This is a genomic window from Streptomyces sp. NBC_00385, assembly GCF_035917155.1.
Classification (GTDB): Bacteria; Actinomycetota; Actinomycetes; order Streptomycetales; family Streptomycetaceae; genus Streptomyces; species Streptomyces poriferorum.
Genome location: NZ_CP107951.1, coordinates 3,706,496 through 3,730,610 on the forward strand (window position 1 = coordinate 3,706,496; position 24,115 = coordinate 3,730,610).

Below are 24,115 nucleotides of genomic sequence, written 5' to 3' on the forward strand. Positions count from 1 at the left end.
CACGCCCGTAGGGGATCACGTGAGGCCGAGCGCCGGCATCGCGTAGTAGAAGACGAAGACCGCCGACACCACATACATGGCCACCGGCACCTCACGCCCCCGTCCGACGGCCAGCCGCAGCACGCAGAACGTGATGAAGCCGATCCCGATGCCATTGGTGATCGAGTACGTGAACGGCATCATGACCATGGCCAGGAAGGCCGGGATGGCGAGCGTGTAGTCGCTCCAGTCGATGTCCCGCACCGAGCCGGCGATGATCAGGAAGCCCACCGCCAGCAGGGCCGGAGTGGCCGCCTGCGAGGGGACCATGGTCGCCAGCGGTGTGAGGAACAGCGCCGCCGTGAACAGCAGACCCGTGACGATGCTCGCGAAACCGGTGCGGGCCCCCTCGCCGACGCCCGCCGTGGACTCCACGAAGCAGGTGCCCGCCGACGCGGAGCTCGCACCGCCCGCGGCGACCGCGATGCCGTCGACGAACAGCACCTTGTTGATGCCCGGGAAGTTGCCGTCCTTGTCGGTCAGCCTGGCCTCGTCACCGACGCCGAGGATGGTGCCCATCGCGTCGAAGAAGCAGGACAGCAGCACGGTGAACACGAACAGGATGCCGGTGAGGACACCGACCTTGTCGAAGCCGCCGAACAGGCTGACATCACCGATCAGCCCGAAGTCGGGCGAGGCGACCGGGTTGCCCGGCCACTCCGGCACGGTCAGGCCCCAGGCCGCGGCCGGCAGGTCGGTGACCGCGTCGATGATCAGCGCGACGCCGGTCATCGCCACGATGGAGATCAGGATCGCGCCCGGCACCTTGCGGACGATCAGCGAGAGCGTGAGCAGCGCGCCGAGGATGAAGACCAGGACCGGCCAGCCGTTGAGGTGACCGTCGTTGCCCAGCTGGAGCGGCACCGTGGTGTGCGCGAGGTCCGGGATGCGGGAGACGAAGCCCGAGTCGACCAGGCCGATCAGCAGGATGAAGAGACCGATACCGATCGCGATGCCCTTGCGGAGCGAGGTCGGTACGGCGTTCATCACGCGTTCCCGCAGGCCGGTCGCGACCAGCAGCATGACCACGACGCCCGCGAGGACGACCATGCCCATCGCGTCGGGCCAGCTCATCCGGGGAGCGAGCTGGAGGGCGACGACGGTGTTGACGCCGAGGCCCGCGGCGAGCGCGATCGGCACGTTGCCGATGACACCCATGAGCAGGGTGGAGAACGCCGCGGTCAGCACCGTCGCGGTGACCAGCTGGCCACTGTCGAGCTGGTGGCCGTACATGTCCTTCGCGCTGCCGAGGATGATCGGGTTCAGCACGATGATGTACGCCATCGCGAAGAACGTGGCGAAGCCACCGCGGATCTCACGCGCGACCGACGACCCCCGCTCGGAGATCTTGAAGAAGCCGTCCAGACCACCGGTGGGCCGGGGCGACGGAGGCGGAGTGGGGTCGACCGGAGCGGTGGCCGAGGGGGACATGTATGACCTCAGTCGTGCGTAGAGGGGGGCTAAATCTGGTCAGCTTTGGACTTTCACACGAATAATTCGAGACAGTCGTAAGCAGATTCAGTATGAATACATAAGGCAAAGATCGCTATCTCCGCGCGTAGACCCTTGCGCCGACTGGGCTGACCGGCTTTGAGTACGCCGCGCATACACTGGCCGCATGGCGAAGTGGACACCGAAGCACGAGGCACCCGAGCCCCTGGAGGGGCCGGTCGTCGCGACCATCACCGGCGGCACGATCCTCTGGTTCGTCCTCTTCCTGGTCCAGCTCCCGTTCTACGGCTGGTTCGACGACCACGGGCACCTGTGGTGGGTGTGGACCTGCCTGGCCGGTGCCGGCCTCGGACTGATCGGCATCTGGTACGTACGAGGCCGCGACGCGGCACTCAAGCGGGCCGCCGCGTCCGCCGCGTCGCAGGACGCTTCCGGCGACACCCCGCCCGCCACCGCCTGAGCGCGGACCGCCTCCACCGCTCCCGTACGACCACGGGACCATTCGCCTCCTCCCCCGGTCTGATCTTCCGACTGCTCGGTGGGTGAACCAGACGTTCCGCCCGTACCGTCGGAACCATGACTCAGCGGGCACTCGATCCCTCCGGGGAACAGCCGACAGGTTCCTCCGGACCTCCCGGCACCGGCCGGCCGGTGAAGATCGACGCCGGTTCCGAACTCGATCCGGTCCACCCGGTGGACCCGCCCGCACCGGCCTCCGCCGCCCGCGGACTGACCGCGGCCGAGGTCGCCGAGCGGATCGCCCGCGGTGAGGTCAACGACGTACCGGTGCGCTCCTCCCGGTCCGTGACCGAGATCGTCCGCGCCAACGTCCTCACCCGGTTCAACCTGATCATCGGCGTGCTCTGGGTGATCATGCTGTTCGTCGCGCCGATCCAGGACAGCCTCTTCGGCTTCGTGATCATCGCCAACACCGGCATCGGCATCGTGCAGGAGTGGCGGGCCAAGAAGACCCTGGACAGCCTCGCCGTCATCGGCGAGGCGAAACCCACGGTCCGACGGGACGGGGTGGCGGCCGAGATCTCCACCTCCGAGATCGTCCTCGGCGATCTCGTCGAGCTCGGGCCCGGCGACAAGGCCGTCGTGGACGGCACCGTGGCCGAGGCCGACAGCCTGGAGATCGACGAGTCCCTGCTCACCGGCGAGGCCGACCCGGTGCTGAAACGGGCCGGGGACCCCGTCATGTCCGGCAGCTTCGTCGTCGCCGGCGGCGGCGCCTTCACCGCGACCAAGGTCGGCCGCGAGGCCTACGCCGCGCAGCTCGCCGAGGAGGCCTCCCGCTTCACACTCGTCCAGTCGGAGCTGCGCAGCGGCATCTCCACCATCCTCAAGTACGTCACCTGGATGATGATCCCGACCGCGATCGGCCTGATCATCAGCCAGCTCGTCGTCAAGGACAACAACTTCAAGGAGTCGGTCGCCCGGACCGTCGGCGGCATCGTCCCGATGATCCCCGAGGGTCTCGTCCTGCTCACCTCGGTAGCCTTCGCGATCGGTGTCGTACGGCTGGGACGCAAGCAGTGCCTGGTCCAGGAGCTTCCCGCCATCGAGGGGCTGGCCCGGGTCGACGTCGTCTGCCTGGACAAGACCGGCACCCTCACCGAGGGCGGCATGGACGTCACCGAGGTCCGCGCGCTGAACGGGACGGACGATCCGTACCTGCGCCGCGTCCTCGCCGCCTTCGGCGCCTCCGACCCGCGGCCCAACGCCAGCCTCCAGGCCATCATCGACACCTACCCGGTCTCCGAGGACCAGGCGTGGACCGTCACCCAGGCGCTGCCGTTCTCCTCGGCCCGCAAGTACAGCGGCGCCGCGTTCGACGAGGGCGGGGGCCGGGCGTCGTCCTGGCTGCTCGGCGCCCCCGACGTGCTGCTGCCCGAGGCGGACCCCGCGCTCACCGAGATCGAGCAGCTCAACGAGCAGGGCCTGCGGGTCCTGCTGCTGGCCCGGGCGCGGGGCGAACTCGACGCCCCGGACAGCGCCGACGGGGCCGTCCCGAGCGCGCTGGTCGTCCTGGAACAGCGGCTGCGGCCCGACGCCGGAGAGACCCTCGCCTACTTCGCCGAACAGCGCGTCGCCACGAAGGTGATCTCCGGGGACAACGCCGTCTCCGTCGGAGCCGTCGCCGCGAAGCTCGGGCTGCCGGGCGCCGAGCACACCCTGGACGCCCGCAAACTGCCGACCGATCCCGACGCGATGGCCACCGCCATGGAGGAGAACGCGGTCTTCGGCCGCGTCACCCCGCAGCAGAAGCGGGACATGGTCGCCGCCCTCCAGTCCCGCGGCCACACCGTCGCGATGACGGGCGACGGCGTCAACGACGTCCTGGCCCTCAAGGACGCCGACATCGGCGTCTCGATGGGCTCGGGTTCGGAGGCGACCCGGGCGGTCGCCCAGATCGTGCTGCTCAACAACAGCTTCGCGACGCTGCCGTCCGTCGTCGCCGAGGGCCGCCGGGTCATCGGCAACATCACGCGGGTCGCCACGCTGTTCCTCACGAAGACCGTCTACTCGGTGCTGCTGGCCGTCCTGGTCGTCTGCTTCCAGGTCGAGTACCCGTTCCTGCCCCGCCATCTGACCCTGTTGTCGACGCTGACGATCGGCGTCCCCGCGTTCTTCCTGGCCCTGGCGCCGAACAAGGAACGGGCCCATCCGCACTTCGTGCGCCGCGTCATGCGGTACGCGATCCCGTCGGGCACCATCGCGGCCGCCGCCACCTTCACGATGTACCTGATCGCCCGGAACCACTACTCCGGCACGGGCGCGCTGGACGCGGAGACGAGCGCGGCCACGCTCACGCTGTTCCTGGTCTCGATGTGGGTCCTGGCGATCATCGCGCGCCCCTACACCTGGTGGCGGATCTGTCTGGTGGCGGCGATGGGCCTGGCGTTCCTGATCGTGCTCGTGGTGCCGTGGCTCCAGGACTTCTTCGCCCTGAAGCTGGTGGGCACGACGATGCCGTGGACGGCGGTGGGCATCGCCGTGGTGGCCTCGGTGGCCCTGGAGTACGCCTGGCGTCTGGTGGGCCGCCGCTTCCCGGCGTAGCGGCGACCCGGGGCCGCCCCGAGCTCAGTCGAACCAGCGGTCCCGGGCCAGCTCGTCCGTGCGGGACGGGTCCTCCAGCAGGGCCGCGACCTCGAAGCGGCGCGGCCACTGGCCCGCCGCCCAGGCCAGGCCCGCCGCGACACCTTCCAGGGTCGCTGCGTGGACGACGCCGTCCGGGGTGCGGCGCCAGTCCAGTTCGGTGCCGCCCGCCCGCAGTTCGCCGTGCTCGACGTACGTGTCCGGGGTGCCGGCGCCGAGCAGGATCCTGACCGGGTCCGGGACCTGGTGCTCCTCGCCCTCGGACGTCACCTCCGCCTCGACGCTCTCGCCGAGCCGCCGCACCTGGAACAGCTCGGCCAGCTCCGCCGCACTCGCCGGGGCGACCGGCAGCAGCGCCACTCCCCCGCTCAGCGGCAGCAGGTCCGGGGCGTCCGCGATCATCGCGTCCGCCGCGTCGACGACCCGCACCTCGCCGTCGACGACGGCCCGCAGCTCGTCCGGCAGCGTGACCTGCTCCGGGTCGAGTTCGGCGAGCGCCGTGTACAGGGAGTGCAGCTGTACGGGGCCGACCGGACGGTCCTCGTCCGCGAGCCGCCCGAGAAGTTCGGCCGCACCGCCGGGCTCGTCCAGCAGCGCGGCGACCGAGGTCCTCACCCCGAGGGCGCGCAGCACCTGCGCGTCGTCGAAGCCGGTCGCGTCGGCGGAGTCGTACAGGCCCGCGAGCCGGGGGTCGCCGCCGTGGGCGCGCAGACCGGCCGGGCGACGGCCGTCCAGCACCGGATGGTCGCGCAGCCACCAGGCGGTGTACGGGCGCACGGACTGCGTCGTGCCGTCCGGGAGCAGCACGCGCACCGGCTGGGTCAGCGCGTCCCGCAGCGGCGGCCTGGCGAGCAGGGCGAGCGCCTGGGGCCAGGCGTCGTCGTCGACGAGGTCGAGGTCGCGGACGGCGACGATCTCGGTGGCGACCGGCGGCACGGGGGTGTCGGGGAGCTGGTCGAGGATGTCCTCGCACCACACGTCGACGGCGTCGAGCAGCCCGGCGTCGTCGGGTTCGGCGTAGTCGCCGTCGCGGGGCTCCAGTTCGTCCGGGTCCAGGACCACGTCGGTGGCCCGGACGAGCGCGAACGTGGCCAGCACCCCGCAGGCGGTGAGCGGCTGTTCGCCCCAGCGGCCGGCCAGCTCCTCGTCGCACAGGGCGAGTTCACCCTCGCGCATGATCGCGGCGAACGGGCTGCCGGGCAGCACCAGTTCACCGGCCGGTGCGAGCTCGCCGTCCTCGTCGGGCAGGGCGAGCGCACCGAGCCAGGGCTCGTCGCCGGGTGCCAGGTCGGCGTCCCGGACCAGGGTGAGGACGGTCTCCACGAGCTCGTCGCCGTCGAGCGCGTCCTCGTCCCAGATCTCGCCCGCGTCCAGCGAACCGGCGACGGCGGCCCGCACCTGCGGGGTCGTCAGCACGGCGCGCGGCGTGGCGGGAAGGGCGCCCAGCTTCTCCAGGAGCGGGTGCGCGGCGTCCGGATGCGCGACCTTCAGCCCGAGCCGGCCGAGCCGGTCCAGGACGGGACCGGTCAGCGCGTCGGGCAGCGGGAGCAGGATCTGCCGGGGCCCGATCGTCGTCCGCGGGACGGCCGGCGCGTCGGGGTCCGGGCCCTGGGACTCCGTACCGGCGAGCGGCACCGGAAGCCCGGAGAGCCGGTCCGGCTCGACACCGGCCAGGCTGTCGTACAGCCGCCGCCACCAGCCCGGGTCGCGCTCCAGACCCGCGAGCCGGTCGATCGCCTCGGTCAGCGGCACCCGGGCGACACCGAGTGTCCGCAGTTCGACGCGGCGCTCGAGTCCCGCGGGCAGCAGGCACGGCAGCACCTCGGCCAGCACCGCGACGGTCTCGGCGCCGACCCCCTCCAGCACCTCGGCCTCGATCGGCCGCAGCGCGGTGGTGGCCTTGCGGGCGCTCTCCGTCCCGGAGTCCCAGCTGTCCCACCGGTCGGGTTCGGCGGCGGGGTCGCGCGGGGCGGCCGGTTCGAGGAACGCGACCCGGGGCAGCCGCTCCAGCACGGCTCCCCGCAGCGCGCCGTCCAGTTCGCCCTTGCCGAGCGGTCCGGGCACGAGCCCGATCGTCGCGACGGTCACCGGCTGCCAGTCGGCGAGCAGTTCCGCGTACGCGTCGGCCGCGCGCTGCACCAGGAAGTCGGTGAGCGGGCCGGGCGCGGGGTGCCGGCGGGTGGTGTCCAGCGGCAGCGAGGCGATGAGCAGCGCGGGAAAGCCGAGCGGTTCGTCGGTGGGCGTCGGGGCGTGCACCACGGGGGCGGTACGGGGGTGGACCGGGGCGCCCTCCGCGTCCACGGGGACGGCCCAGGTCACCGACCAGTGCGGGCGCAGCCGTTCCTCCAGCGGACGGTCGACGAGCAGGGCGGGCTCGACGGGGCCCTGGCGGGTGACGGTCCGCCAGCGGTTCGTGCCGTGCCCCGAGTCCTCGACGTGCGTGTACGGGCCGTGCTGCGAGCGGCGCAACGTCCGTACGGTGTCCGGGGTTTCGACGACGATCTCGTCCAGGCCGGACAGGGTCAGGAGCAGCGCGTCGTCGATCGCGCCGAGCAGCCGGCCGACCAGGTCCTCGGCGACGCCGTCGCGCAGCGGCAGGACGACGACGGTGTCGTAGCCGTCGGGTGCGGTGCCCTCGGCCGGCAGCGGCAGGCGCAGCAGCGGTACGTGTCCGTCGCGGCGGCGCAGTTCGTCGCCGAGGCCGGGGCTGCCGACGGCCGCCTCACGGGCGAGGTCACGGGCCTCGGCGAGGGACCAGCGCACACCTCCGTGCCGGCCGACGACGGCCGGCTCGTCGCTCACCGCGAGCACGGCGGCGAACCCGACGCCGAACCTGCCGACGGCCCCGTCGTGACCCTCGCGCTTGGCGGAGGCCCGCAGGGTGGACAGCGACTCCACGCCGGTGGCGTCCAGGGGTGCGCCGGTGTTCGCGGCGGCGAGGACCGCGGGGGCGGTCGCGGTCGCGGGGTGCAGGGTCAGCCGGAGCCGGCCGGGCACATGGGCGCGGGCTGCGGCGTCGGCGGCGTTCTGGGCCAGTTCGACGACGAGGCGGTCGCGGTAGCCGCCGAGCGCGAGGTCCTCCTCGGCGTTGGCGTCCTCACGGAAGCGGGCGGGGCCGGCGCCCCATGCGTCGAGCACGCCGCGTCGCAGCCGCGCGGTTCCGAATGGGTCGGCCCCCTCGGTCGCCATGATGCTCACGCTGTGACTCCCTCTTCCGGCTCTTCCGCTGGCGCATGCCCGTGTCGCCAAGTGTGCGCCCGAAGCTACCGGGTCCGGACCGGTCCACGCGTTGTCCTCAAGCGCCGGAAGGGCTGGGGGTACCCCTGGACGGCCCGAAATCACCGGTACCGCTCTCCACGCCCCGGGTTCCGTCCTCAAACGCCGGACGAGCTGGATCCACCGGGCCGAGCCCGATCAGGCCCGTCCAGCCGCACAAACAAGCCCGTCCGGCGTTTGAGGACAAAGCCGTACGCCGGAGCAACCCGCACGAAACCAGCCCGTCCAGCGTTTGGGGACGGACCCGGCACGACGGAGCAACCGCGCTCCGCGGGAACCCGCCCCCGGGCCACCGCCTACGAGTGGCCGAGGTCCTCCGTCGGCGCATCCGTCTCCACCGGTACGGAGCCGGAATCCCGCGCCGGACGCAGCGGGTACTCGTCCACCTGCATCGTGTCCAGCGCGTGCGGCGCCGGCTTCGGCGGCTTCGGCATGACCGCGGCCTCCGAATGCCCGCCGCACCCGTACGACAGGGACACCACGTGCCCGTCCGCCGGACCGAACTCGTTCGCGCAGACCCCGAAGGCCTGCTTCAGCGAACCCGCGAGCGGCACCAGGAAGGCGCACGACACACACGTCGCCGGGGCCGCCTGCGCCATCGGCGTCTTCGCGCCGAACCCCTCGTCCCAGCGGTCGGCCGCCGCATGGAGCCCGTACCGGGACAGCACCCGCGCACGCCGCATGCCCAGCTCGTCCGCGACCGCCGCGATCGAACCGCGGCGCGGCGGCTCCGGGCGCGTCGTCAGTTCCGCGTCCTCGGACTCGACGAGGTCGGCCAGCTCGCCCGAGACCACGGAGTTCGGCGGGAGCTCGTCCTCACCGGTGTAGCCCGGCTCCAGGCGCAGGTCGTCCGCCTCGGTGGGCAGCAGGTCGCCCGGCCCCATGTCGCCCGGCCGCAGCCGCTCGCTCCACGGCACCCACTCCGGCGCGAGCAGCGCGTCGGTGCCCGGCAGCAGGACCGTCTCGTCCAGCGTGACGTTCTTCGCGCGGGACGCCCTGGCGACCGTCACCGCCCAGCGCCAGCCCCGGTAGGCCGGGTCCTTGCACTCGAAGTAGTGCGTGACGACGCGGTCCCCCTCGGGGACCACGGCCACATGCTCACCCACCACTCCCGGCGCGGCCGCTTCCTCGGCCGCCGCGCGGGCGAGGTCTACGGCCTCTGCGCACAGACGGTCGGGAACGGGGGTACGGGCCGTACGGCTTCTCGTCGTCGCAGCACTCACAGGTCTCGCTTCTCTCCTACGCCAGTCTCACGAGCGCGCCAGCACATCCATCGATTTCGGCCATACGGTTGCGGGCGGAGCGGACCTGGGGGCCGCGTCGACGTCCACACCCGTTTGTGCCTGCCTCGGGCGCACCTTCTGCGATCCATTCTGCGGGATCGCCGAGAGGCGCGCGGCCAAGAACAACCGCCGGTGGCGCGCTACGCACGCTACCCTCTCCGCCGCTCCTCGCCCACCTGCCCGTCCCAAACGACGTCGTATCCGACGCCGTGTCCCCGCTGAAGAACGCTCTCCGGTCCTCTCTGTCCGGCCCTCCGCACCCCCTGCGACCTGGCCGATCACTGACCCGACGGGGCGGTACACATCGCGCCCCGCGCCGATCTCGGTTCGTGACGCCGGGGACTGGGGCACTATGACCAAGTGGCTTCTGCCAGGTCGCACGACGCATCCGGCCCGCTCCGCAGAACGGGCCGGTCGATCGGTCATGCCCTCCACACCCCGTTCACCGGAACCGCCCGCGGCATCCGGAAGGCGACCCACGCCCACGGGGCCGGTGAGTCGGGCCTCGGCAAGCTGATCGAGCTGCACGCGGTGAACGGCGCGGGCGACGTGATGATCACCGTCGCGCTCGCGTCGACCGTGTTCTTCTCCGTACCGACGGACCAGGCCCGCGGCCGGGTCGCGCTGTACCTCGCCGTCACCATGGCGCCGTTCATCCTCCTCGCCCCCGTCATCGGCCCGCTCCTGGACCGCCTGCCGCACGGCCGTCGCGCCGCCATGGCGGGCTCCATGCTGGCCCGGGCCGTCCTGGCGCTCACCATGTCGGGCGCGGTCGCCACCGGCGGCCTGGAGCTGTATCCGGCCGCTCTGGGCGTACTGGTGTGCTCGAAGGCGTACGGAGTGGTGCGCAGCGCCGTCGTACCGCGTCTGCTGCCACCCCGTTTCTCGCTCGTGAAGGCCAACTCACGGGTCACCCTCGCCGGCCTCCTGGCGACCGGCGTCGCCGCGCCCATCGGGGCGGGGCTCCAGACCATCGGGCCGCCGTGGCCGCTGTACGGGGCGTGCGCGATCTTCGTCGGCGGCGCCGTGCTCGCCTTCACGCTGCCGCACAAGGTGGACTCGGCGAAGGGGGAGCGGAAGGCGCATCTGGTGCCGCCGCACGGCGAGGGTGCCGCCCGGCCCGAACCGCTCCGGAAGAACGGCACGCCCAGGAACGGGAAGAAGCCGGCCCGGGCCAAGGAGAAGAACGGCGAGAAGCGGCCCGGGCTGCGCTCCGTCGGCCCGTCCGTCCTGCACGGGCTCCAGGCCAACGCCTCCCACCGGGCACTCTCCGGCTTCCTGATCTTCTTCCTGGCGTTCCTGCTGCGCGAGCACCCGCTGGCCGGGCAGAGCGCCGCGATCTCGCTCGGCATCGTCGGTGTGGCCGCCGGGGTGGGGAACGCGCTGGGTACCGCGGTCGGCTCCTGGCTCCGGGCGCGCGGTCCGGAGATCATCGTCGCCTCGGTGCTGGGCCTGGCACTGGGCGTCGCCGTGCTGGCCGCCATCTTCTTCAGCACGGTCATGGTCGCCGCGCTCGCGGCCATGGCGGGCTTCACCCAGGCGCTGTCGAAGCTGTCGCTGGACGCGATGATCCAGCGCGACGTACCGGAGGAGGTGCGGACGTCCGCGTTCGCCCGCTCGGAGACGCTGCTCCAGATGGCCTGGGTGGCCGGCGGGGCCGTCGGGATCGCCCTCCCCCTCAACGGAGTACTGGGCATGTCGGTCGCCGCGGGCATCCTCGCACTCGGTGCCGCCACGTCCGTACGGGGTCTGCTCGGCGCCGCGCGGCGCGGCTCGCCGCACCCCCGCGTGGCGTGAGCCGGGGCGACCGATAGCCTTCGGCCCATGACCGTTGCGTTCTTCTCCGGTAAGGGCCGTCGAATCGGCGTCGCTCTTGGTGCCGTGTCCGCGGGACTCCTTGTCCTCTCCGCCTGCGACAAGCCGACGCCGCTCGCCACCGTGACGGTCGGCGACAACTCGGTGAGTGCCGAGGCGTCCTGCTACAACGATGGCAAGGCGCTCAAGGAGTCCGATATCCAGGGCTGCCTCAACAAGAAGGCGGAGAAGACCGTCAAGGCCGCGATGGACGACAAGGTCCGCTTCGGCGTCGACCCCGAGGTCGCGGACAACGGCTGGACCCTCTTCATCAACGGCCAGCAGGCCGAGCAGGAGCCGTACAAGAAGACCTACCGGTCCATCCCGGGCAGCGCCTTCTTCTCCAGCCAGACCGGCGAGACCACGAAGTCGACCCAGATCAGCATCGTGGAGACCGACGGCAAGAAGCTGACCGGCATCTGGCACTTCAAGCTCGAGAAGTCCGACTGATCCCCTCCTGACCCCGGAGGGCTTCCCCCGTGCGTGTGCTTGTCGTGACCGCTGTCCCGGTGGAACGGGACGCGGTCACGCGTGCGTCCGGGCCCGACGGCGAGGTCTCCGTCCATACGGTGCCGGGCGCCGAGATCCATCGCGCGGGCCCCTACGACGTCCTGGCGGGCGGCGCGGGACCGGCAGCGGCGGCGGCCTCCGCCGCGTTCGCCCTGGCCTCGGACCGCTACGACCTGGTGATCTCGGCCGGCATCGGCGGCGGGTTCGCCGGTGTGGCCCCGGTCGGTTCGCTCGTCGTGGCCGGGCGCATCGGCGCGGCGGACCTGGGCGCCGAGACCCCGGGGGGCTTCGTGCCCGTCACCGAGCTGGGCTTCGGCCGGGTCTGGCACTTCCCGCCCCGCTCCCTGGTGAGGGCGGCGGTCGCCGCGACCCGCGCGGTGACCGGCGACGTCCTCACCGTCTCCACGGTGACCGGCAGCGCCGGACGCGCCGCCGCGCTCCGCACCGCACATCCCGGCGCCGTGGCCGAGGCCATGGAGGGCTTCGGGGTCGCCGAGGCGGCCGCCCTGGCCGGTGTCCCCGTCCTGGAGATCAGGGCCGTCTCCAACGCCGTCGGCCCGCGCGACCGCGACGCCTGGCGCATCGGCGACGCGCTGGCCGCGCTCACCGAGGCGTTCGGGAAGCTCACCCCCGTACTGGAAGGCTGGATCCACCATGACCGAAACGACTCCTGACCCGCTGCGGATCGCCTTCTCGCCGTGCCCGAACGACACGTTCGTCTTCGACGCCTGGGCCCACGGCAGGGTGCCCGACGCGCCCGCGCTCGACGTCACGTTCGCGGACATCGACCTCACCAACGGCATGGCCGAGCGCGGCGAGCTGGACGTCCTCAAGGTGTCGTACGCGGTGCTGCCCTGGGTCCTCGACGAGTACGCGCTCCTGCCGTGCGGCGGGGCGCTGGGGCGGGGCTGCGGGCCGCTCGTCCTCACGAGGGAGGCGGGCACGGACCTGACGGGGAAGACCGTCGCCGTGCCGAGCGAGCGCTCCACCGCGTACCTGCTCTTCCGCCTCTGGGCGGCGGAGGTCGTACCCGGCGGGGTCGGCGAGATCGTCGTCATGCCGTTCGACGAGATCATGCCGGCGGTGCGGGACGGCAAGGTCGACGCCGGTCTCGTCATCCACGAGGCGCGCTTCACGTACCAGAACTACGGTCTGCACAACGCGGCCGACATGGGCCGGCACTGGGAGGACACGACCGGGCTGCCGATCCCGCTCGGCGCGATCATCGCCAAGCGCTCCCTGGGCGCGGACACGCTGAAGCTCCTCGCCGACTCGGTGCGCACCTCGGTCCGGATGGCGTGGGACGACCCGGAGACCTCGCGCCCCTACGTCCTGGAGCACGCGCAGGAGATGGACCCCTCCGTCGCCGACCAGCACATCGGTCTGTACGTGAACGAGTTCACCGCCGACCTCGGCGAGGACGGCTACGCGGCGATCCGGGGCCTGCTGACGCGCGCCGCGGCCGAGGGGCTGGTGCCGCCCCTCGGCCCGGACGCGCTGTCGTTCGTCTGAGTGCCTGTCAGGGCGCCTATACGTCGAGCTGGTCCGCGACCGCCCGCAGCAGGCCGGCGATCTTGGCGCCGGACGCCTTGTCGGGGTAGCGGCCGCGCTCCAGCATCGGCGTGATGTTCTCCAGCACTGTCGTCAGATCCTGCACGATCGACGCCAGCTCGTCCGGCTTGCGCCGCTGGGCGGCCGCCACGGACGGGGTGGGGTCGAGGATCGCCACGGAAAGTGCCTGGTCACCACGTTGTCCGGCGACCACGCCGAACTCGACGCGCTGTCCGGGCTTGAGTGCGTCGACTCCGTCGGGAAGCACGGACGAGTGCACGAAGACGTCGCTGCCGTCGTCGCGGGAGAGGAAGCCGAAGCCCTTCTCACTGTTGAACCACTTGACCTTGCCAGTCGGCAAAGCACGCACCCCATCTCAACCCGTATGCCGGAACAAAGCCCTCAGCAGGTCAGGCCGTCCTGTGGTCGTGCTTCCCCTGCTGGCAGAAGCCTCCACAGGTGAAGTACCCCTCGTCAAGCCTGGTCATCCGGACTCTGTCCGGAAACGGCACCTGCCCCACCCGGGAGCGGCCCGCCGCCGCCGGGAACTACCCTGACGGGGTGAGTACTCCCCCTTCCGGCGCAGGCGACCGGCTGGTCCGCATCGGCGCGATCGTCTTCCTCCTCGGCGCCCTGTCGACCCTCGCCACCATGGCCCCGCTCTTCCTCGGCACCGACCCGCTCCCGTCCGTCTTCTGGTCGCTGTGCATGCTGATGGGCGTCGGCTTCCTGATCGCCGCGGCGGGCGTGGTCCGTTCGGCTCGGGCGGGGTCGGCCGAGCGGTAGCGGCCCGCGTCCTAGCCCTCTGCCCCCGCCGCCGTGCCGCCCGTGTAGCGGGCCAGTTCCCAGGGGTCGTGCGCGGAGAAGATCTCGACCTCGTCCCCGTGGTCGCGGAGCAGTTCGCGGAGCCGGGCCCGGGTTCCGAGGCGCAGCTCACGGTGGACCTGTGCGGTGGTCTGGACGAAGTCGAGCAGCGGATGGGTTTCCTTCAGCGGTCCGACCTCGCGGTGGTAGTAGTAGGCGTCGCCGCAATGGAGGAGCCACCGGTCGCCGTCCTGTACGGCGATCCCCGTGTGGCCGGCGGTGTGACCGCCGAGCGGGACGAGTCTGATCTCGGGCCCCAGCCCTTTCGGCCGCAGCGCGGTGAACCCGAACCACTCCTCGTCGGACTCGGAACCGTAGGTGATCCAGCGGGGCTCGTGCGCCCAGTGGGCAGGCCGGTAGCGGAAGCTGGGCGCCTCGGCGCGTGCCGCGTCGAGTTCGGACGCGAGGACGTGGACATGGGCGTCCGGGAAGTCGGGCAGGCCGCCGCTGTGGTCCACGTCCAGGTGCGTGAGGAGGATGTGGCGCACGTCCGACGGTGCGTAGCCCAGCCGGGCCACCTGCCGCAGGGCCGTCTCTTCCTCGTCCAGCACGGGGCCGGCCATCTCGACCCACTCCGTGCCGAGCGTGCCCGCCGGATCCCGGACGTCACCGAGCCCGAGTCCGGTCTCGACCAGGACCAGGCCGTCGGCGCGGGTCTCGATCAGCAGGCAGTGGTTCACGGCGGGAGCGGGCTGCGGCCCGGCGTAGGTGGGCTCGATCGTCCGGACGGAGCCACAGTTCAGATGATGAATCTTCATGCCGACTAGGCTGCGACTTGAACCGCGATTCAAGTCAAGGGGCTTTGATGACCGAGCTGTTGCTGGACATCGCCGACGTCGCCCGGTCATCCGGGCTGGCGCCCTCGGCGCTGAGGTTCTACGAGAAGAAGGGCCTCATCGCTCCCGCGGGCCGCAACGGCCTGCGGCGTACGTACCACCCGGATGTGCTGGCCCGCCTGGCCCTGATCACGTGCGCGCGCGGCGCGGGGCTCTCGGTCGCCGAGATCGGACGGTTCCTGTCGGCACAGCCGTCGGATCCGGACCTGCGTACGCGCATGGCCGCCCGGGCCCAGGACCTCGACGAGCAGCTCGGCCGCCTCACACGTCTTCGTGACAGCCTTCGCCACGCGGCCGTCTGCGACCACGAGCCGATCGTCGACTGCCCCGACTTCAAACGGGCCATCGGCGAGGTCGCCCCACCGGCGTTCGCCGCCGCCGGCCCCGACAGCCCCCGGCAGCCCTGACGGCCACCGAGGCCCCGCCGGCCGCGCCCTGTCAGGCCTGTGACGTCGTGTACGCCGCCAGCCACGCCGGGAACTCCGTCAGCGACGTGAGGACGACGTCCGCGCCCGCCGCGCGCAGCTCCGCCTCGTCGCACGGGCCCGTCGTCACGCCCACCGAGACGGCGTTCGCCGCCTGCGCGCCACGTACGTCGCCCGTGTGGTCGCCCACGTAGACGCCCGCTCCGTGCTCGCGCAGCGCCTCCGCCTTCGCCTCGGCCCACAGGCCGCCCACGATCACGTCGGGTTCGATGCCGAGGTGGGCGAGGTGGAGCTTCGCGTTCGGTTCGTACTTCGCGGTGACGACCATCGTCCGGCCGCCGAGTGCGCGTATCGCGTCGACCGACTCCCGTGCCCCGGGCATCGCGAGCGACGGGCCGATCGCGTACGTGGGGTAGATCTCGCGGTAGCGGTCGGCGATCGCGGCCACGTCCGCGGCCGGGAACCAGTGCGCGATCTCCTGCTCCAGCGGCGGGCCGAGGCGGCTCACCACCAGATCCGTGTCGATGAACGCCCCCGTCTCGGCGGAGAGCGCGACGAAGGCGGCCGCGATACCGGGCCGTGAGTCGATGAGCGTCATGTCCAGGTCGAAGCCGACCGTCAGCGTGTGGGAAGCCATGTTCTCCATTGTGCCGAGCCCTCGCCGGACCCGGTACACCGCCGGAAGGCCCCGCACAGGCGCCGCATAGACTTAGCCAAGCCTTACTTTGCTTCGCTATGTCTCGCTTGTCTCGCCCGCCTCGCCCGCCTCGTCTGTCTCGTCTGTCCCACCTGTCTCGCCTGTCTCACCTGTCTATGGGGTTCGATGCCAACCGCCGCACCACGCCGCTCCAGACGCGCTCTCGCGACGGCGGCGGCCGTTGTGGCGCTGCTGACAGCGGTACTCCTCAGCCTCGCCGTCGGGGCGCGCTCCATACCCCCGTCGGAGGTGCTCGACGTCCTGCTCCACGGCGGGCACTCCGACGCCGCCGAGGTCATCCGGAACATGCGGGTGCCCCGCACCCTCATCGGTCTGATGGTCGGTGCCTCGCTCGCCCTCGCCGGCACGGTCCTCCAGGGCATCACCCGTAACCCCATCGCCGACCCCGGCATCCTCGGCATCAGCCAGGGCGCCTCGGTCGGCGTCGTGCTGGCCATCGCGTACGCGGGGATCCACACGCTCACCGGATACGTCTGGTTCGCCTTCGCGGGGGCTGCCATCGCCTCCGTCGCCGTCTACGCCATCGCCTCCAGCGGGCGCGGCGGCGCCACCCCCGTGAAGCTCGCGCTCGGCGGCGCGGCGATCAACGCGCTGCTGGTGTCCGTCACCATGGCCGTGCTGACCACCAAGGCGTCCGCGCTGGACGAGTTCCGGTTCTGGCAGGTCGGCTCGATCGCCGGCCGCGAGGCCGAGGTCGCCCAGCAGATCTGGCCGTTCCTGCTGCTCGGCACCGTGCTCGTGCTCTGCGTCGCCCGTGGGCTCGACGCGCTCGCCCTCGGCGAGGACATGGCTAAGGGCCTCGGGCAGAAGATCGCGACCGTACGCATCGTGGGCGGCATCGGTGCCACCGTGCTCACCGGCGCCGGGGTCGCCGCGGCCGGCCCGATCGCGTTCATCGGCCTCGCCGTTCCCCACATCGCCCGGGCGATCGTCGGCAGCGACCACCGCTGGGTGCTCCCGATGGCCGCCCTGATCGGACCCGTGATGCTGCTCGTCTCCGATGTGATCGGCCGGATCGTCTTCCCGCCGAGCGAGGTGCCCGCCGGGGTCATGACGGCCCTGATCGGGGTGCCGTTCCTGGTCACGCTGGTGCGCCGGAAGGCGGTGCCCGCATGAGCGCCACCACGGCCGCGGTGCGGCCCGCCGGGTACAGCCTCGTACGGATCGGGAACCGCGGGCGGTTCCTCCTGCACCGCCGGGCCACGGTCGTCGCCGCCTGCCTCGTCGTCCTGCTGGCCGTCGTCTGCGTCGCGTACCTCTGCGTCGGCGAGAGCTTCGTCGCGCCGTCCGAAGTCCTGAACGTGATCCTGGGCCGTCCCTCCCCCGACGAACTCGTCGTCGGCACGCTGCGGCTGCCCCGCATGGTCGTCGGGCTGCTCGTCGGCCTCGCCTTCGGCATCGCGGGCGCGCTGATCCAGACCGTGGCCCGCAACCCCCTCGCCAGCCCCGACATCATCGGCATCAGCCAGGGCGCGAGCGCGCTCACGGTCGGCGCGATGACGTTCGGCATCACCTCGTACACCGTCCTGCCGTACCTGTCGGTGATCGGCGGGGTCGCGGCCGCGGCGCTCGTCTACGCCTTCGCGTGGCGCGGCGGGCTGCACGCCACCCGCTTCGTCCTCATCGGTATCGGTTTCGCCATCGCGCTGCGCTCGGTCACCACCCTGTTCCTGACCAAGGGCGACTACCTCGTCGCCCAGCAGGCCCAGATCTGGATGACCGGATCGCTCAACGGCCGCGGCTACGACGAGGCCGCGCCCATCGGCTGGACCCTCCTCATCCTGCTGCCCGCCGTCCTGTGGGCCGCCCGCGCCCAGCGGTCCGTGTCCATGGACGACGACACGGCGACCGCGCTGGGGGTCCGGCTGGGGCGGGTACGTCTGGGACTCGTCGCACTCGGCGTGATCCTGGCGTCCGTGGCCACGGGGACGGCCGGACCGGTCGACTTCGTCGCCCTGCTCGCCCCGCAGATCGCCCGCCGCATGACCCGCACCGCACAGATCCCGCTGCTCTGCTCGGCGCTGCTCGGCGCGGTGATCGTCGTCTTCGCGGACCTGCTGGCCCGCAGGCTCTTCTCCCCCACCGAACTTCCGGTGGGCGTCCTGACGGCGGCGGTCGGCGCCCCGTATCTGATCTGGCTGATCATCCGCGGTCACGGTGGCCGCTCGGGAGGCAACGCATGACCACGCTCCGGAAGCAGGACGCCGCGACCAGCCGTCTGACGGTGCGCGAGCTGACCCTCGCGTACGAGGACCGCACGGTCGTCCACGAGCTGGACCTCGCCGTTCCCGACGGGAAGGTCACCGTCATCGTCGGGCCGAACGCCTGCGGCAAGTCGACGACGCTGCGCGCGCTCGGCCGGCTCCTCAAGCCGCGCGGCGGGGCGGTGCTGCTGGACGGCACCGAGCTGTCGAAGATCCCCACGAAGAAGATCGCCCAGTCGATCGGGCTGCTCCCGCAGACCCCCGTGGCCCCCGAGGCGATCACCGTCTCCGACCTCGTCGCCCGCGGCCGCCAGCCCCACCAGCACTGGTGGCAGCAGTGGTCCCAGGAGGACGAACGGGCGGTGACCGAGGCCATGGAACGTACCGACATCACCGCACTCGGCTCCCGGTCGGTGGACGAACTCTCCGGCGGACAGCGCCAGCGCGTCTGGATCGCGATGGCCCTCGCCCAGGACACGGACCTGCTGCTGCTCGACGAGCCGACCACGTACCTCGACATCGCCCACCAGGTGGAGGTCCTCGACCTGGTGCGCCGGCTGGCCGCCCCCGCCGCCGACGGGACCCGCGGCCGGACCGTGGTGACGGTGCTGCACGACCTCAACCAGGCCGCCCGCTACGCCGACCACCTGGTCGCCATGAAGGCGGGCCGGATCGTCGCCGAGGGCCACCCGCAGGACGTCGTCACCGCCGAACTCGTACGCGAGGTCTTCGGCCTCGAAGCCGTGATCGTCCCGGACCCGGTGACGGGCTCCCCGCTCGTCGTGCCGGGTGCGCCCTGGCAGCCCACACCTTCGTCGTGACACCGCACCCACCCACGAAAGGCATCGCATGTCCTTTGCCCTCCGCCGCCGCGGAATCACCCTCGGCGCCCTCGCCCTGACCGGCGCGCTCGCGCTCACCGCCTGTGGTTCGTCCGACTCGGACTCCGACGGGGGCGACAGGACCGACGCCGCCACGACCCACACCGTCAAGACCGCCATGGGCGACGTGAAGGTCCCCGTGGCGCCCAAGCGCGTCGTGGTCCTGGACACCGGCGAGCTGGACTCCGCCCTCACCCTGGGCGTGCAGCCCGTCGGCGCGACGCACTCCGCCACGGAGGACGGCTTCCCCGCCTACCTGCCGGCGGAGAAGACGAAGAAGCTCACGGAGGTCGGCGAGATCGCCAACCCCAACATGGAGACCGTCGCCTCCCTGAAGCCGGACCTGATCCTCACCAGCAAGGTCCGTGACGGCGACCGCTACGAGCAGCTCAGTGCCATCGCCCCCACCGTGATGACGGAGTCCACCGGCACCGCCTGGAAGGAGAACTTCCAGGTCCACGCCGAGGCGCTCGGCAAGCAGGCCGAGGCGAAGAAGATCGTCGCCGCGTACGACGCCCATGTCGCGAAGGTGACCGAGGCGATCGGCGGCAAGGACAAGGCGGCGGCCACCGACGTCAACTTCGTCCGCTTCGTCGAGGGCGCCGACATCCGCATCTACGGCAAGCAGAACTACATCGGCTCGATCCTCGCCGACCTCGGCATGGGCCGGCCCGCCATCACGGACAAGGCCAAGGACGGCTTCTCCTACGACGTCTCCCCCGAGAAGATCGACCTCGCGGACGCGGACGTCGTCTTCACGTCCACGTACGGCGACCCGGACAAGGCGGGGGCGACCAAGACGATGAAGAGCGGCCTGTGGAAGGGCCTGACCGCCTCGAAGAACGGCAAGGTCTTCAAGGTCGACGACCGCCTGTGGATCGCCGGCATCGGCTACACGGCGGCGGACCAGATCCTCGACGAGTTCCAGACGAAGCTGGCCGGCTGACGCCGGGGGCCTGTGCGTCCGGGCTGCCCCTTTCCGGGGCGCGGGGTTCCGTCCTCAATCGCCGGACGGGCTTGGGTAGTGCGGGTGCCCCGCCGGGTGCGGGACGCCTGCTCCGGTGGTGGGGGTCCGGGGCCCCTCCGGGGAGATCTCCTCGGACGCCGCACGTTCCGCCGGTACGCGAACGACCCGGGTCGATGTGCGTCGTCCTGCGGGGACTCCCCTGCACGGCCCCGGACCGGCCCGTCTTGCGTCTGCGACAGTCGTCACGCCGGTGTGCACACGCGACTGATGCCGGGTGGGGGCGTGCAGGGGAGTCCCCGCAGGAAATGGCGTACGACCCGGGTCCCTCACGGACCCGGGTGAACACGCCAGTTCCGAGGAGATCTCCCCGGAGGGCCCCCACCCCCACCCACCGAACAGGGCGCACCCAGCACCTGGCGGAGCACCCGCGCATCTCAAGCCCGTCCGGCGATTGAGGACGGAACCCCGAGCACGGGGACCGGGCACCCTCACCGCCCGCCCAAGGGCCCCTCACCGCCCGCCCGGCCGAGGGCCCCGTGCCCGCCAGACCAGGTAGAGCGCGGAGGCCACGGCCGCGCCCCGCAGCACCCACGGCCACGTGTCGCCGATCGCCGGGGTCATCTGCCCCTCCGCGATGGGCGCGCCCCACCGGCCGTCCATCCGGCCCCACAGCCAGACGAGGGCGCCCACCGCGACGATCCCGGGCAGCCCCATCACCGCCCACTTCGCCTCCGCGCGCGACAGCTTGCGGGAGCTGTACGCGAGCAGCCAGCCGCCCGCCAGGGCCAGCAGGGCCTGCGGAGCGTCCATCACCGCACCGGCCACCAGCAGCGCGGCGGCCACCAGGAGCAGGGGGTGCGAGAAGCCGCGGGGCGCGGCGGTCTCGCGGTCACGGGCGCGGCGCAGCCGCGGCAACCGCCTCCGGCGCGGCGTCCCGGCCTCCGCCTCCTCCTCGAACTCCTCGTCCTCCTCCGCCTCCTCCTCGAACTCCTCGAACTCCTCGTCGTCCTCGTCGTCCTCCGCCGCCACCGGCGGCCTCAGCACCTCCGGGATCTCCACCCCGCCCCGGAAGCCCGGCACATCGGTTCCCGCGCCGAACTCACCGGCGTCTCCGAACCGGCCCGGGGCCACGCTCCACCAGTCCGTGTCGTCCCCCGACGGGCCGAGTTCGTCCGACCCCGCCCGGTGCGGCGGGGACGGCGCCGGGCGGGGCGACGGCCTCGAAGCGGCCTCCCGCGCTTCCGACGCGCCCTTGCGCGAACTGTCTTTCCGGAGCCTCGCCCGGCGCGGGCGCGGGATCCCCGACGGCTGCGCGCCGCCCGTGTCCGGCTCCTGCGGCAGCAACGGGGTGCCGTCGCCCGACGAGGCCGCCGCCGCGACCAGTTCGTCGGGGGTGCCGAGCTTCCCGATGATGCGGCGCACCGCTCCCGGGGTGTCCGCGGCCTGCGCCACCCGCTGCCGGTCGATCTCGCCCCGCAACTCCGACACGAGTCTCATCCGGGTGCCCGAGGACAGCTGTTGCTGCTGCGCCAGGTCGCCGACCCGGCTCAAGTAGTCGTAGACCAGCTGGTCGCTCTCGATCCCCACGCGATCGTTCCCCTCTTACCGCCCTGCACCGACGGTAGCGTCCTCGGGCCTGTCCGGAGCGACTACCGTGGGACGGATGGGGATGACCACACCACCGCGGACGCTCGCCGAGGCTCTGCGCGCCCGGGACGACGAGTCACTGGCCGGGCTGCTGCGCGCCCGGCCGGATCTCCTCACCCCCGTGCCCGGCGACATCACCCAGCTCGCGACACGCGCCGGCACCCGTGCCTCCGTCGTCCGCGCCCTGGAGCACCTCGACCGCTTCGCCCTGCAGACCGCCGAGGCCCTGGCCGTCGCACCCGACCCGGCGCCGTACGACATCCTGCTGGGCCTGCTCACGGGCGACGGCCGGGACGACGGGGAGCACCGGGACGACGCGGGCGCCGCGATCGTCGCGGCGCTGCCCGGCGCCCTCGGCACGCTGCGCGAACAGGCCCTCGTCTGGGGCGAGAACGACCGGCTGCGCCTGGTGCGCACCGCCCGTGAACTGCTGTCGCCGTCTCCGCAGCACCCCTCTCCCACCGGTCTCGGGCCGACCGTCTCCGAGGCCACCGCCGGCATGTCGCCCGGCCGGCTCCAGGAGATCCTCAACGAGGCGGGGCTGCCCGCCACCCATGACCCGGTCTCCGCGGTCGGCGCCCTCTCCGCACTGTTCACCGACCGCACCCGGATGGGCGAACTCCTCGACACCGCCCCGGTGGAGGCCCTGTCGGTGCTGGACCGGCTGGTCTGGGGACCGCCGTACGGCGAGGTCACCCCGAACCCCACCCCGCCCGTGAAGTGGCTGCGCGACCGCGGGCTCCTGCTGCCCGTGTCGACCCGCACCGTCGTCCTGCCGCGCGAGGCCGCACTGCATCTGCGCGCGGGGCGCGCCCATCGCGTGCCGGAACCCCGGCCGCCCGCCCTCGCCACCGTCGCCGAACGCGATCCACAGGCTGTGGACAGCGCCGCGGCCGGCCAGGCGTTCCTCGCGGTGTCCACCGTCGAGGAACTGCTCAAGAGCTGGAACGGCGGCGGCCCCGCGATACTGCGGGCCGGCGGCCTCAGTGTCCGCGAGCTGAAGAAGACCGCCGCCACCCTGGACGTCTCGGAACCCGTCGCCGCGTTCTGGATCGAACTCGCCTACGCGGCCGGGCTGCTGGCCTCCGACGGCGAGGCGGACGAACGGTACGCGCCGACTCCCGCGTACGACGAGTGGACGGAACTGTCCGCCCAGGACCGCTGGGTGGACCTCGCCTCCGCCTGGCTCGCCGCCACCCGCACCTCGGGCCTGGTCGGCGGCCAGGACGCCAAGGGCCGTGCCCTGTCCACCCTCGGGCCCGAGCTGGACCGCTCCGCCGCACCCGAGGTCCGCCACCGGGTCCTGGCCCTGCTCGCCGCGCTGCCGCCCGGCACCGCGCCTGATCCCGAGTCCCTGCTCGCCCGGCTCCGCTGGGAACGGCCGCTGCGCGGCGCCTCCGCGTCCGCCGGGGACACCACCGACCTCCGGTCCCGGATCGCCCTGTGGACGCTGAACGAGTCGGAGCTCCTCGGCATCACCGGCCGCGGCGCCCTCGCCTCGCAGACCCGTGGCCTGCTCTCCGGCGGACGCGCCGAGGCCGCCGCCCGGCTCGCCCCGCTCATCCCGGAGCCGCTCGACCACGTCCTGCTCCAGGCCGACCTGACCGCCGTCGCCCCCGGCCCGCTGGAACGCCCCCTCGCCGACATGCTCTCCGCCCTCGCGGACATCGAGTCGAAGGGCGGCGCGACGGTCTACCGCTTCACCCCCGGCTCCGTACGCCGCGCGCTGGACGCCGGGCAGTCCGCCGCCGACCTGCACGCCTTCCTCGCCGCGCACAGCCGCACGCCGGTGCCGCAGCCGCTCAGCTACCTCATCGACGACGTGTCCCGCCGCCACGGCCATCTGCGGATCGGCGCCGCCTCCTCGTACGTGCGCTGCGACGACGAGGCCGTCCTCAACGAGATCCTCGCCGACAAGCGCTCCGCGACCCTGCGGCTGCGCCGGCTCGCCCCGACGGCCCTGGCCGCCCAGATCGACCCGGCGTCGCTCCTCGACGGCCTGCGCGAGATGGGGTACGCGCCCGCCGCGGAGTCCGCCGAGGGCGACGTCCTGATCACCCGCGCCGGCGCCGTCCGCACACCGCCGCGCACGGCCCCCGTCCCCGTACCCGAGGGGCCGCCGCTGCCCGACCCGACCCTGCTCGGGGCGGCGGTCCGGGCGATCCGGGCCGGGGACACGGCGGCGACGGTCATCCACAAGGAGACCGGCCCCTCCGCGTCCGCGGCGGGCGCCCTGCCCCGTACGACCTCCGCCGAGACCCTGGTCACCGTCCAGGCCGCGGCGATGACGGGATCGGCGATCTGGATCGGCTACGTCAACGCGGAGGGCGCGGCCAGCCAGCGCGTGATCGCCCCGGTCCGCGTCGAGGGCGGCTACGTCACCGCGTACGACCACACCGCGGACGAGGTCCGCACGTACCCCCTCCACCGGATCACGGGCGTGGCGGAACTGGCCGACGACCAGACGTGACGTCGCCCCGTTCCGTCCGCCGGGTTCCGTCCTCAA

The 24,115-nt window shown here is 72.5% G+C and carries 20 protein-coding genes; 13 read left to right on the forward strand and 7 right to left on the reverse strand.

Translation table 11 applies throughout. The features are described from left to right. Nucleotides 1–15: 15 nt before the first annotated feature. Entirely contained in the window at nucleotides 16–1,470 is a 1,455-nt protein-coding gene (locus OG959_RS16235) for an NCS2 family permease (protein WP_326659086.1), read from the reverse strand. Between the two features lie 187 nt (nucleotides 1,471–1,657). On the opposite strand from OG959_RS16235, the gene OG959_RS16240 reads away from it, so the two are divergent. Together OG959_RS16240 and OG959_RS16245 are read left to right on the forward strand one after the other, a co-directional pair. After that, nucleotides 1,658–1,951, forward strand: a complete 294-nt coding sequence (locus tag OG959_RS16240) for a DUF2530 domain-containing protein (RefSeq protein WP_326659088.1) — start codon at nucleotides 1,658–1,660, stop codon at nucleotides 1,949–1,951. 116 nt (nucleotides 1,952–2,067) lie between these two features. Continuing rightward, on the forward strand, nucleotides 2,068–4,554 hold the full coding sequence (locus tag OG959_RS16245; RefSeq protein ID WP_326659090.1) for an HAD-IC family P-type ATPase: 2,487 nt from the start codon (nucleotides 2,068–2,070) through the stop codon (nucleotides 4,552–4,554). A 24-nt stretch (nucleotides 4,555–4,578) separates the two neighbouring features. Here OG959_RS16245 and OG959_RS16250 read toward each other — a convergent pair whose 3' ends face one another. After that, on the reverse strand, nucleotides 4,579–7,785 hold the full coding sequence (locus OG959_RS16250) for a sacsin N-terminal ATP-binding-like domain-containing protein (RefSeq protein ID WP_326666418.1): 3,207 nt from the start codon (nucleotides 7,783–7,785) through the stop codon (nucleotides 4,579–4,581). Between the two features lie 380 nt (nucleotides 7,786–8,165). Beyond that, the gene (locus OG959_RS16255; RefSeq protein ID WP_326659092.1) at nucleotides 8,166–9,092 is read right to left on the reverse strand and encodes a DUF3027 domain-containing protein; all 927 of its coding nucleotides are present in this window, start codon (nucleotides 9,090–9,092) and stop codon (nucleotides 8,166–8,168) included. Nucleotides 9,093–9,512: 420 nt separating this feature from the next. Here OG959_RS16255 and OG959_RS16260 point away from each other — a divergent pair, with 420 nt between their 5' ends. The 4 genes from OG959_RS16260 to OG959_RS16275 are packed head-to-tail and all read left to right on the forward strand — an operon-like array spanning nucleotide 9,513 to nucleotide 13,028. After that, complete coding sequence (locus OG959_RS16260; RefSeq protein WP_326659095.1) at nucleotides 9,513–10,949, forward strand: MFS transporter; 1,437 nt, start codon at nucleotides 9,513–9,515, stop codon at nucleotides 10,947–10,949. Between the two features lie 27 nt (nucleotides 10,950–10,976). Beyond that, complete coding sequence (locus OG959_RS16265; RefSeq protein WP_148019345.1) at nucleotides 10,977–11,456, forward strand: DUF2771 domain-containing protein; 480 nt, start codon at nucleotides 10,977–10,979, stop codon at nucleotides 11,454–11,456. Nucleotides 11,457–11,485: 29 nt separating this feature from the next. Then, entirely contained in the window at nucleotides 11,486–12,190 is a 705-nt protein-coding gene (locus OG959_RS16270; protein ID WP_326659099.1) for a futalosine hydrolase, read from the forward strand. Beyond that, nucleotides 12,171–13,028, forward strand: coding sequence for a 1,4-dihydroxy-6-naphthoate synthase (locus OG959_RS16275; protein ID WP_326659100.1), 858 nt, complete (start codon nucleotides 12,171–12,173; stop codon nucleotides 13,026–13,028). The genes OG959_RS16270 and OG959_RS16275 overlap by 20 nt, the downstream gene beginning before the upstream one ends. A gap of 16 nt (nucleotides 13,029–13,044) precedes the next feature. Here OG959_RS16275 and OG959_RS16280 read toward each other — a convergent pair whose 3' ends face one another. Further along, entirely contained in the window at nucleotides 13,045–13,428 is a 384-nt protein-coding gene (locus OG959_RS16280; protein WP_136328972.1) for a cold-shock protein, read from the reverse strand. A 200-nt stretch (nucleotides 13,429–13,628) separates the two neighbouring features. Here OG959_RS16280 and OG959_RS16285 point away from each other — a divergent pair, with 200 nt between their 5' ends. Continuing rightward, entirely contained in the window at nucleotides 13,629–13,853 is a 225-nt protein-coding gene (locus OG959_RS16285) for a hypothetical protein (protein WP_326659101.1), read from the forward strand. Between the two features lie 11 nt (nucleotides 13,854–13,864). Here the strand turns inward: OG959_RS16285 and OG959_RS16290 are convergent, their stop codons facing one another. Next, on the reverse strand, nucleotides 13,865–14,689 hold the full coding sequence (locus OG959_RS16290) for an MBL fold metallo-hydrolase (protein ID WP_326659103.1): 825 nt from the start codon (nucleotides 14,687–14,689) through the stop codon (nucleotides 13,865–13,867). Nucleotides 14,690–14,736: 47 nt separating this feature from the next. Between OG959_RS16290 and OG959_RS16295 the strand changes: the two genes are divergently transcribed. After that, nucleotides 14,737–15,174, forward strand: coding sequence for a MerR family transcriptional regulator (locus OG959_RS16295; protein ID WP_326659105.1), 438 nt, complete (start codon nucleotides 14,737–14,739; stop codon nucleotides 15,172–15,174). Between the two features lie 31 nt (nucleotides 15,175–15,205). Here OG959_RS16295 and OG959_RS16300 read toward each other — a convergent pair whose 3' ends face one another. After that, nucleotides 15,206–15,829 carry an HAD family hydrolase gene (locus tag OG959_RS16300; RefSeq protein ID WP_442805578.1) on the reverse strand — a complete coding sequence of 208 codons (624 nt, stop codon included), beginning with the start codon at nucleotides 15,827–15,829 and terminating at the stop codon, nucleotides 15,206–15,208. Nucleotides 15,830–16,015: 186 nt separating this feature from the next. Between OG959_RS16300 and OG959_RS16305 the strand changes: the two genes are divergently transcribed. From OG959_RS16305 to OG959_RS16320, 4 genes are read left to right on the forward strand one after another with little or no spacing between them, the layout of a single operon-like run. Next, a complete protein-coding gene (locus OG959_RS16305) occupies nucleotides 16,016–17,026 on the forward strand; it encodes a FecCD family ABC transporter permease (protein ID WP_326659109.1) in 1,011 nt (336 codons plus the stop codon). After that, nucleotides 17,023–18,093 (forward strand): FecCD family ABC transporter permease, encoded by a 1,071-nt coding sequence (locus OG959_RS16310; protein ID WP_326659111.1) that lies wholly within the window; start codon nucleotides 17,023–17,025, stop codon nucleotides 18,091–18,093. The genes OG959_RS16305 and OG959_RS16310 overlap by 4 nt, the downstream gene beginning before the upstream one ends. Continuing rightward, entirely contained in the window at nucleotides 18,090–18,935 is an 846-nt protein-coding gene (locus tag OG959_RS16315) for an ABC transporter ATP-binding protein (protein WP_326659112.1), read from the forward strand. The genes OG959_RS16310 and OG959_RS16315 overlap by 4 nt, the downstream gene beginning before the upstream one ends. 28 nt (nucleotides 18,936–18,963) lie before the next feature. Then, nucleotides 18,964–19,941, forward strand: coding sequence for an ABC transporter substrate-binding protein (locus OG959_RS16320; protein WP_326659115.1), 978 nt, complete (start codon nucleotides 18,964–18,966; stop codon nucleotides 19,939–19,941). Nucleotides 19,942–20,472: 531 nt separating this feature from the next. Here the strand turns inward: OG959_RS16320 and OG959_RS16325 are convergent. After that, complete coding sequence (locus OG959_RS16325) at nucleotides 20,473–21,549, reverse strand: hypothetical protein (protein WP_326659117.1); 1,077 nt, start codon at nucleotides 21,547–21,549, stop codon at nucleotides 20,473–20,475. Between the two features lie 76 nt (nucleotides 21,550–21,625). Here OG959_RS16325 and OG959_RS16330 point away from each other — a divergent pair, with 76 nt between their 5' ends. Continuing rightward, the gene (locus tag OG959_RS16330) at nucleotides 21,626–24,079 is read left to right on the forward strand and encodes a helicase C-terminal domain-containing protein (protein WP_326659119.1); all 2,454 of its coding nucleotides are present in this window, start codon (nucleotides 21,626–21,628) and stop codon (nucleotides 24,077–24,079) included. The last annotated feature ends 36 nt before the right edge of the window (nucleotides 24,080–24,115 follow it).

What these genes read in the sequence shown, in the direction of transcription:
- OG959_RS16235 (WP_326659086.1), bottom strand. Translation starts at nt 1,470, where the DNA reads ATGTCCCCCTCGGCCACCGCTCCGGTCGACCCCACTCCGCCTCCGTCG.
- OG959_RS16240 (WP_326659088.1), top strand. Translation starts at nt 1,658, where the DNA reads ATGGCGAAGTGGACACCGAAGCACGAGGCACCCGAGCCCCTGGAGGGG.
- OG959_RS16245 (WP_326659090.1), top strand. Translation starts at nt 2,068, where the DNA reads ATGACTCAGCGGGCACTCGATCCCTCCGGGGAACAGCCGACAGGTTCC.
- OG959_RS16265 (WP_148019345.1), top strand. Translation starts at nt 10,977, where the DNA reads ATGACCGTTGCGTTCTTCTCCGGTAAGGGCCGTCGAATCGGCGTCGCT.
- OG959_RS16275 (WP_326659100.1), top strand. Translation starts at nt 12,171, where the DNA reads ATGACCGAAACGACTCCTGACCCGCTGCGGATCGCCTTCTCGCCGTGC.
- OG959_RS16290 (WP_326659103.1), bottom strand. Translation starts at nt 14,689, where the DNA reads ATGAAGATTCATCATCTGAACTGTGGCTCCGTCCGGACGATCGAGCCC.
- OG959_RS16295 (WP_326659105.1), top strand. Translation starts at nt 14,737, where the DNA reads ATGACCGAGCTGTTGCTGGACATCGCCGACGTCGCCCGGTCATCCGGG.
- OG959_RS16300 (WP_442805578.1), bottom strand. Translation starts at nt 15,829, where the DNA reads ATGGCTTCCCACACGCTGACGGTCGGCTTCGACCTGGACATGACGCTC.
- OG959_RS16305 (WP_326659109.1), top strand. Translation starts at nt 16,016, where the DNA reads ATGCCAACCGCCGCACCACGCCGCTCCAGACGCGCTCTCGCGACGGCG.
- OG959_RS16310 (WP_326659111.1), top strand. Translation starts at nt 17,023, where the DNA reads ATGAGCGCCACCACGGCCGCGGTGCGGCCCGCCGGGTACAGCCTCGTA.
- OG959_RS16315 (WP_326659112.1), top strand. Translation starts at nt 18,090, where the DNA reads ATGACCACGCTCCGGAAGCAGGACGCCGCGACCAGCCGTCTGACGGTG.
- OG959_RS16320 (WP_326659115.1), top strand. Translation starts at nt 18,964, where the DNA reads ATGTCCTTTGCCCTCCGCCGCCGCGGAATCACCCTCGGCGCCCTCGCC.
- OG959_RS16330 (WP_326659119.1), top strand. Translation starts at nt 21,626, where the DNA reads ATGGGGATGACCACACCACCGCGGACGCTCGCCGAGGCTCTGCGCGCC.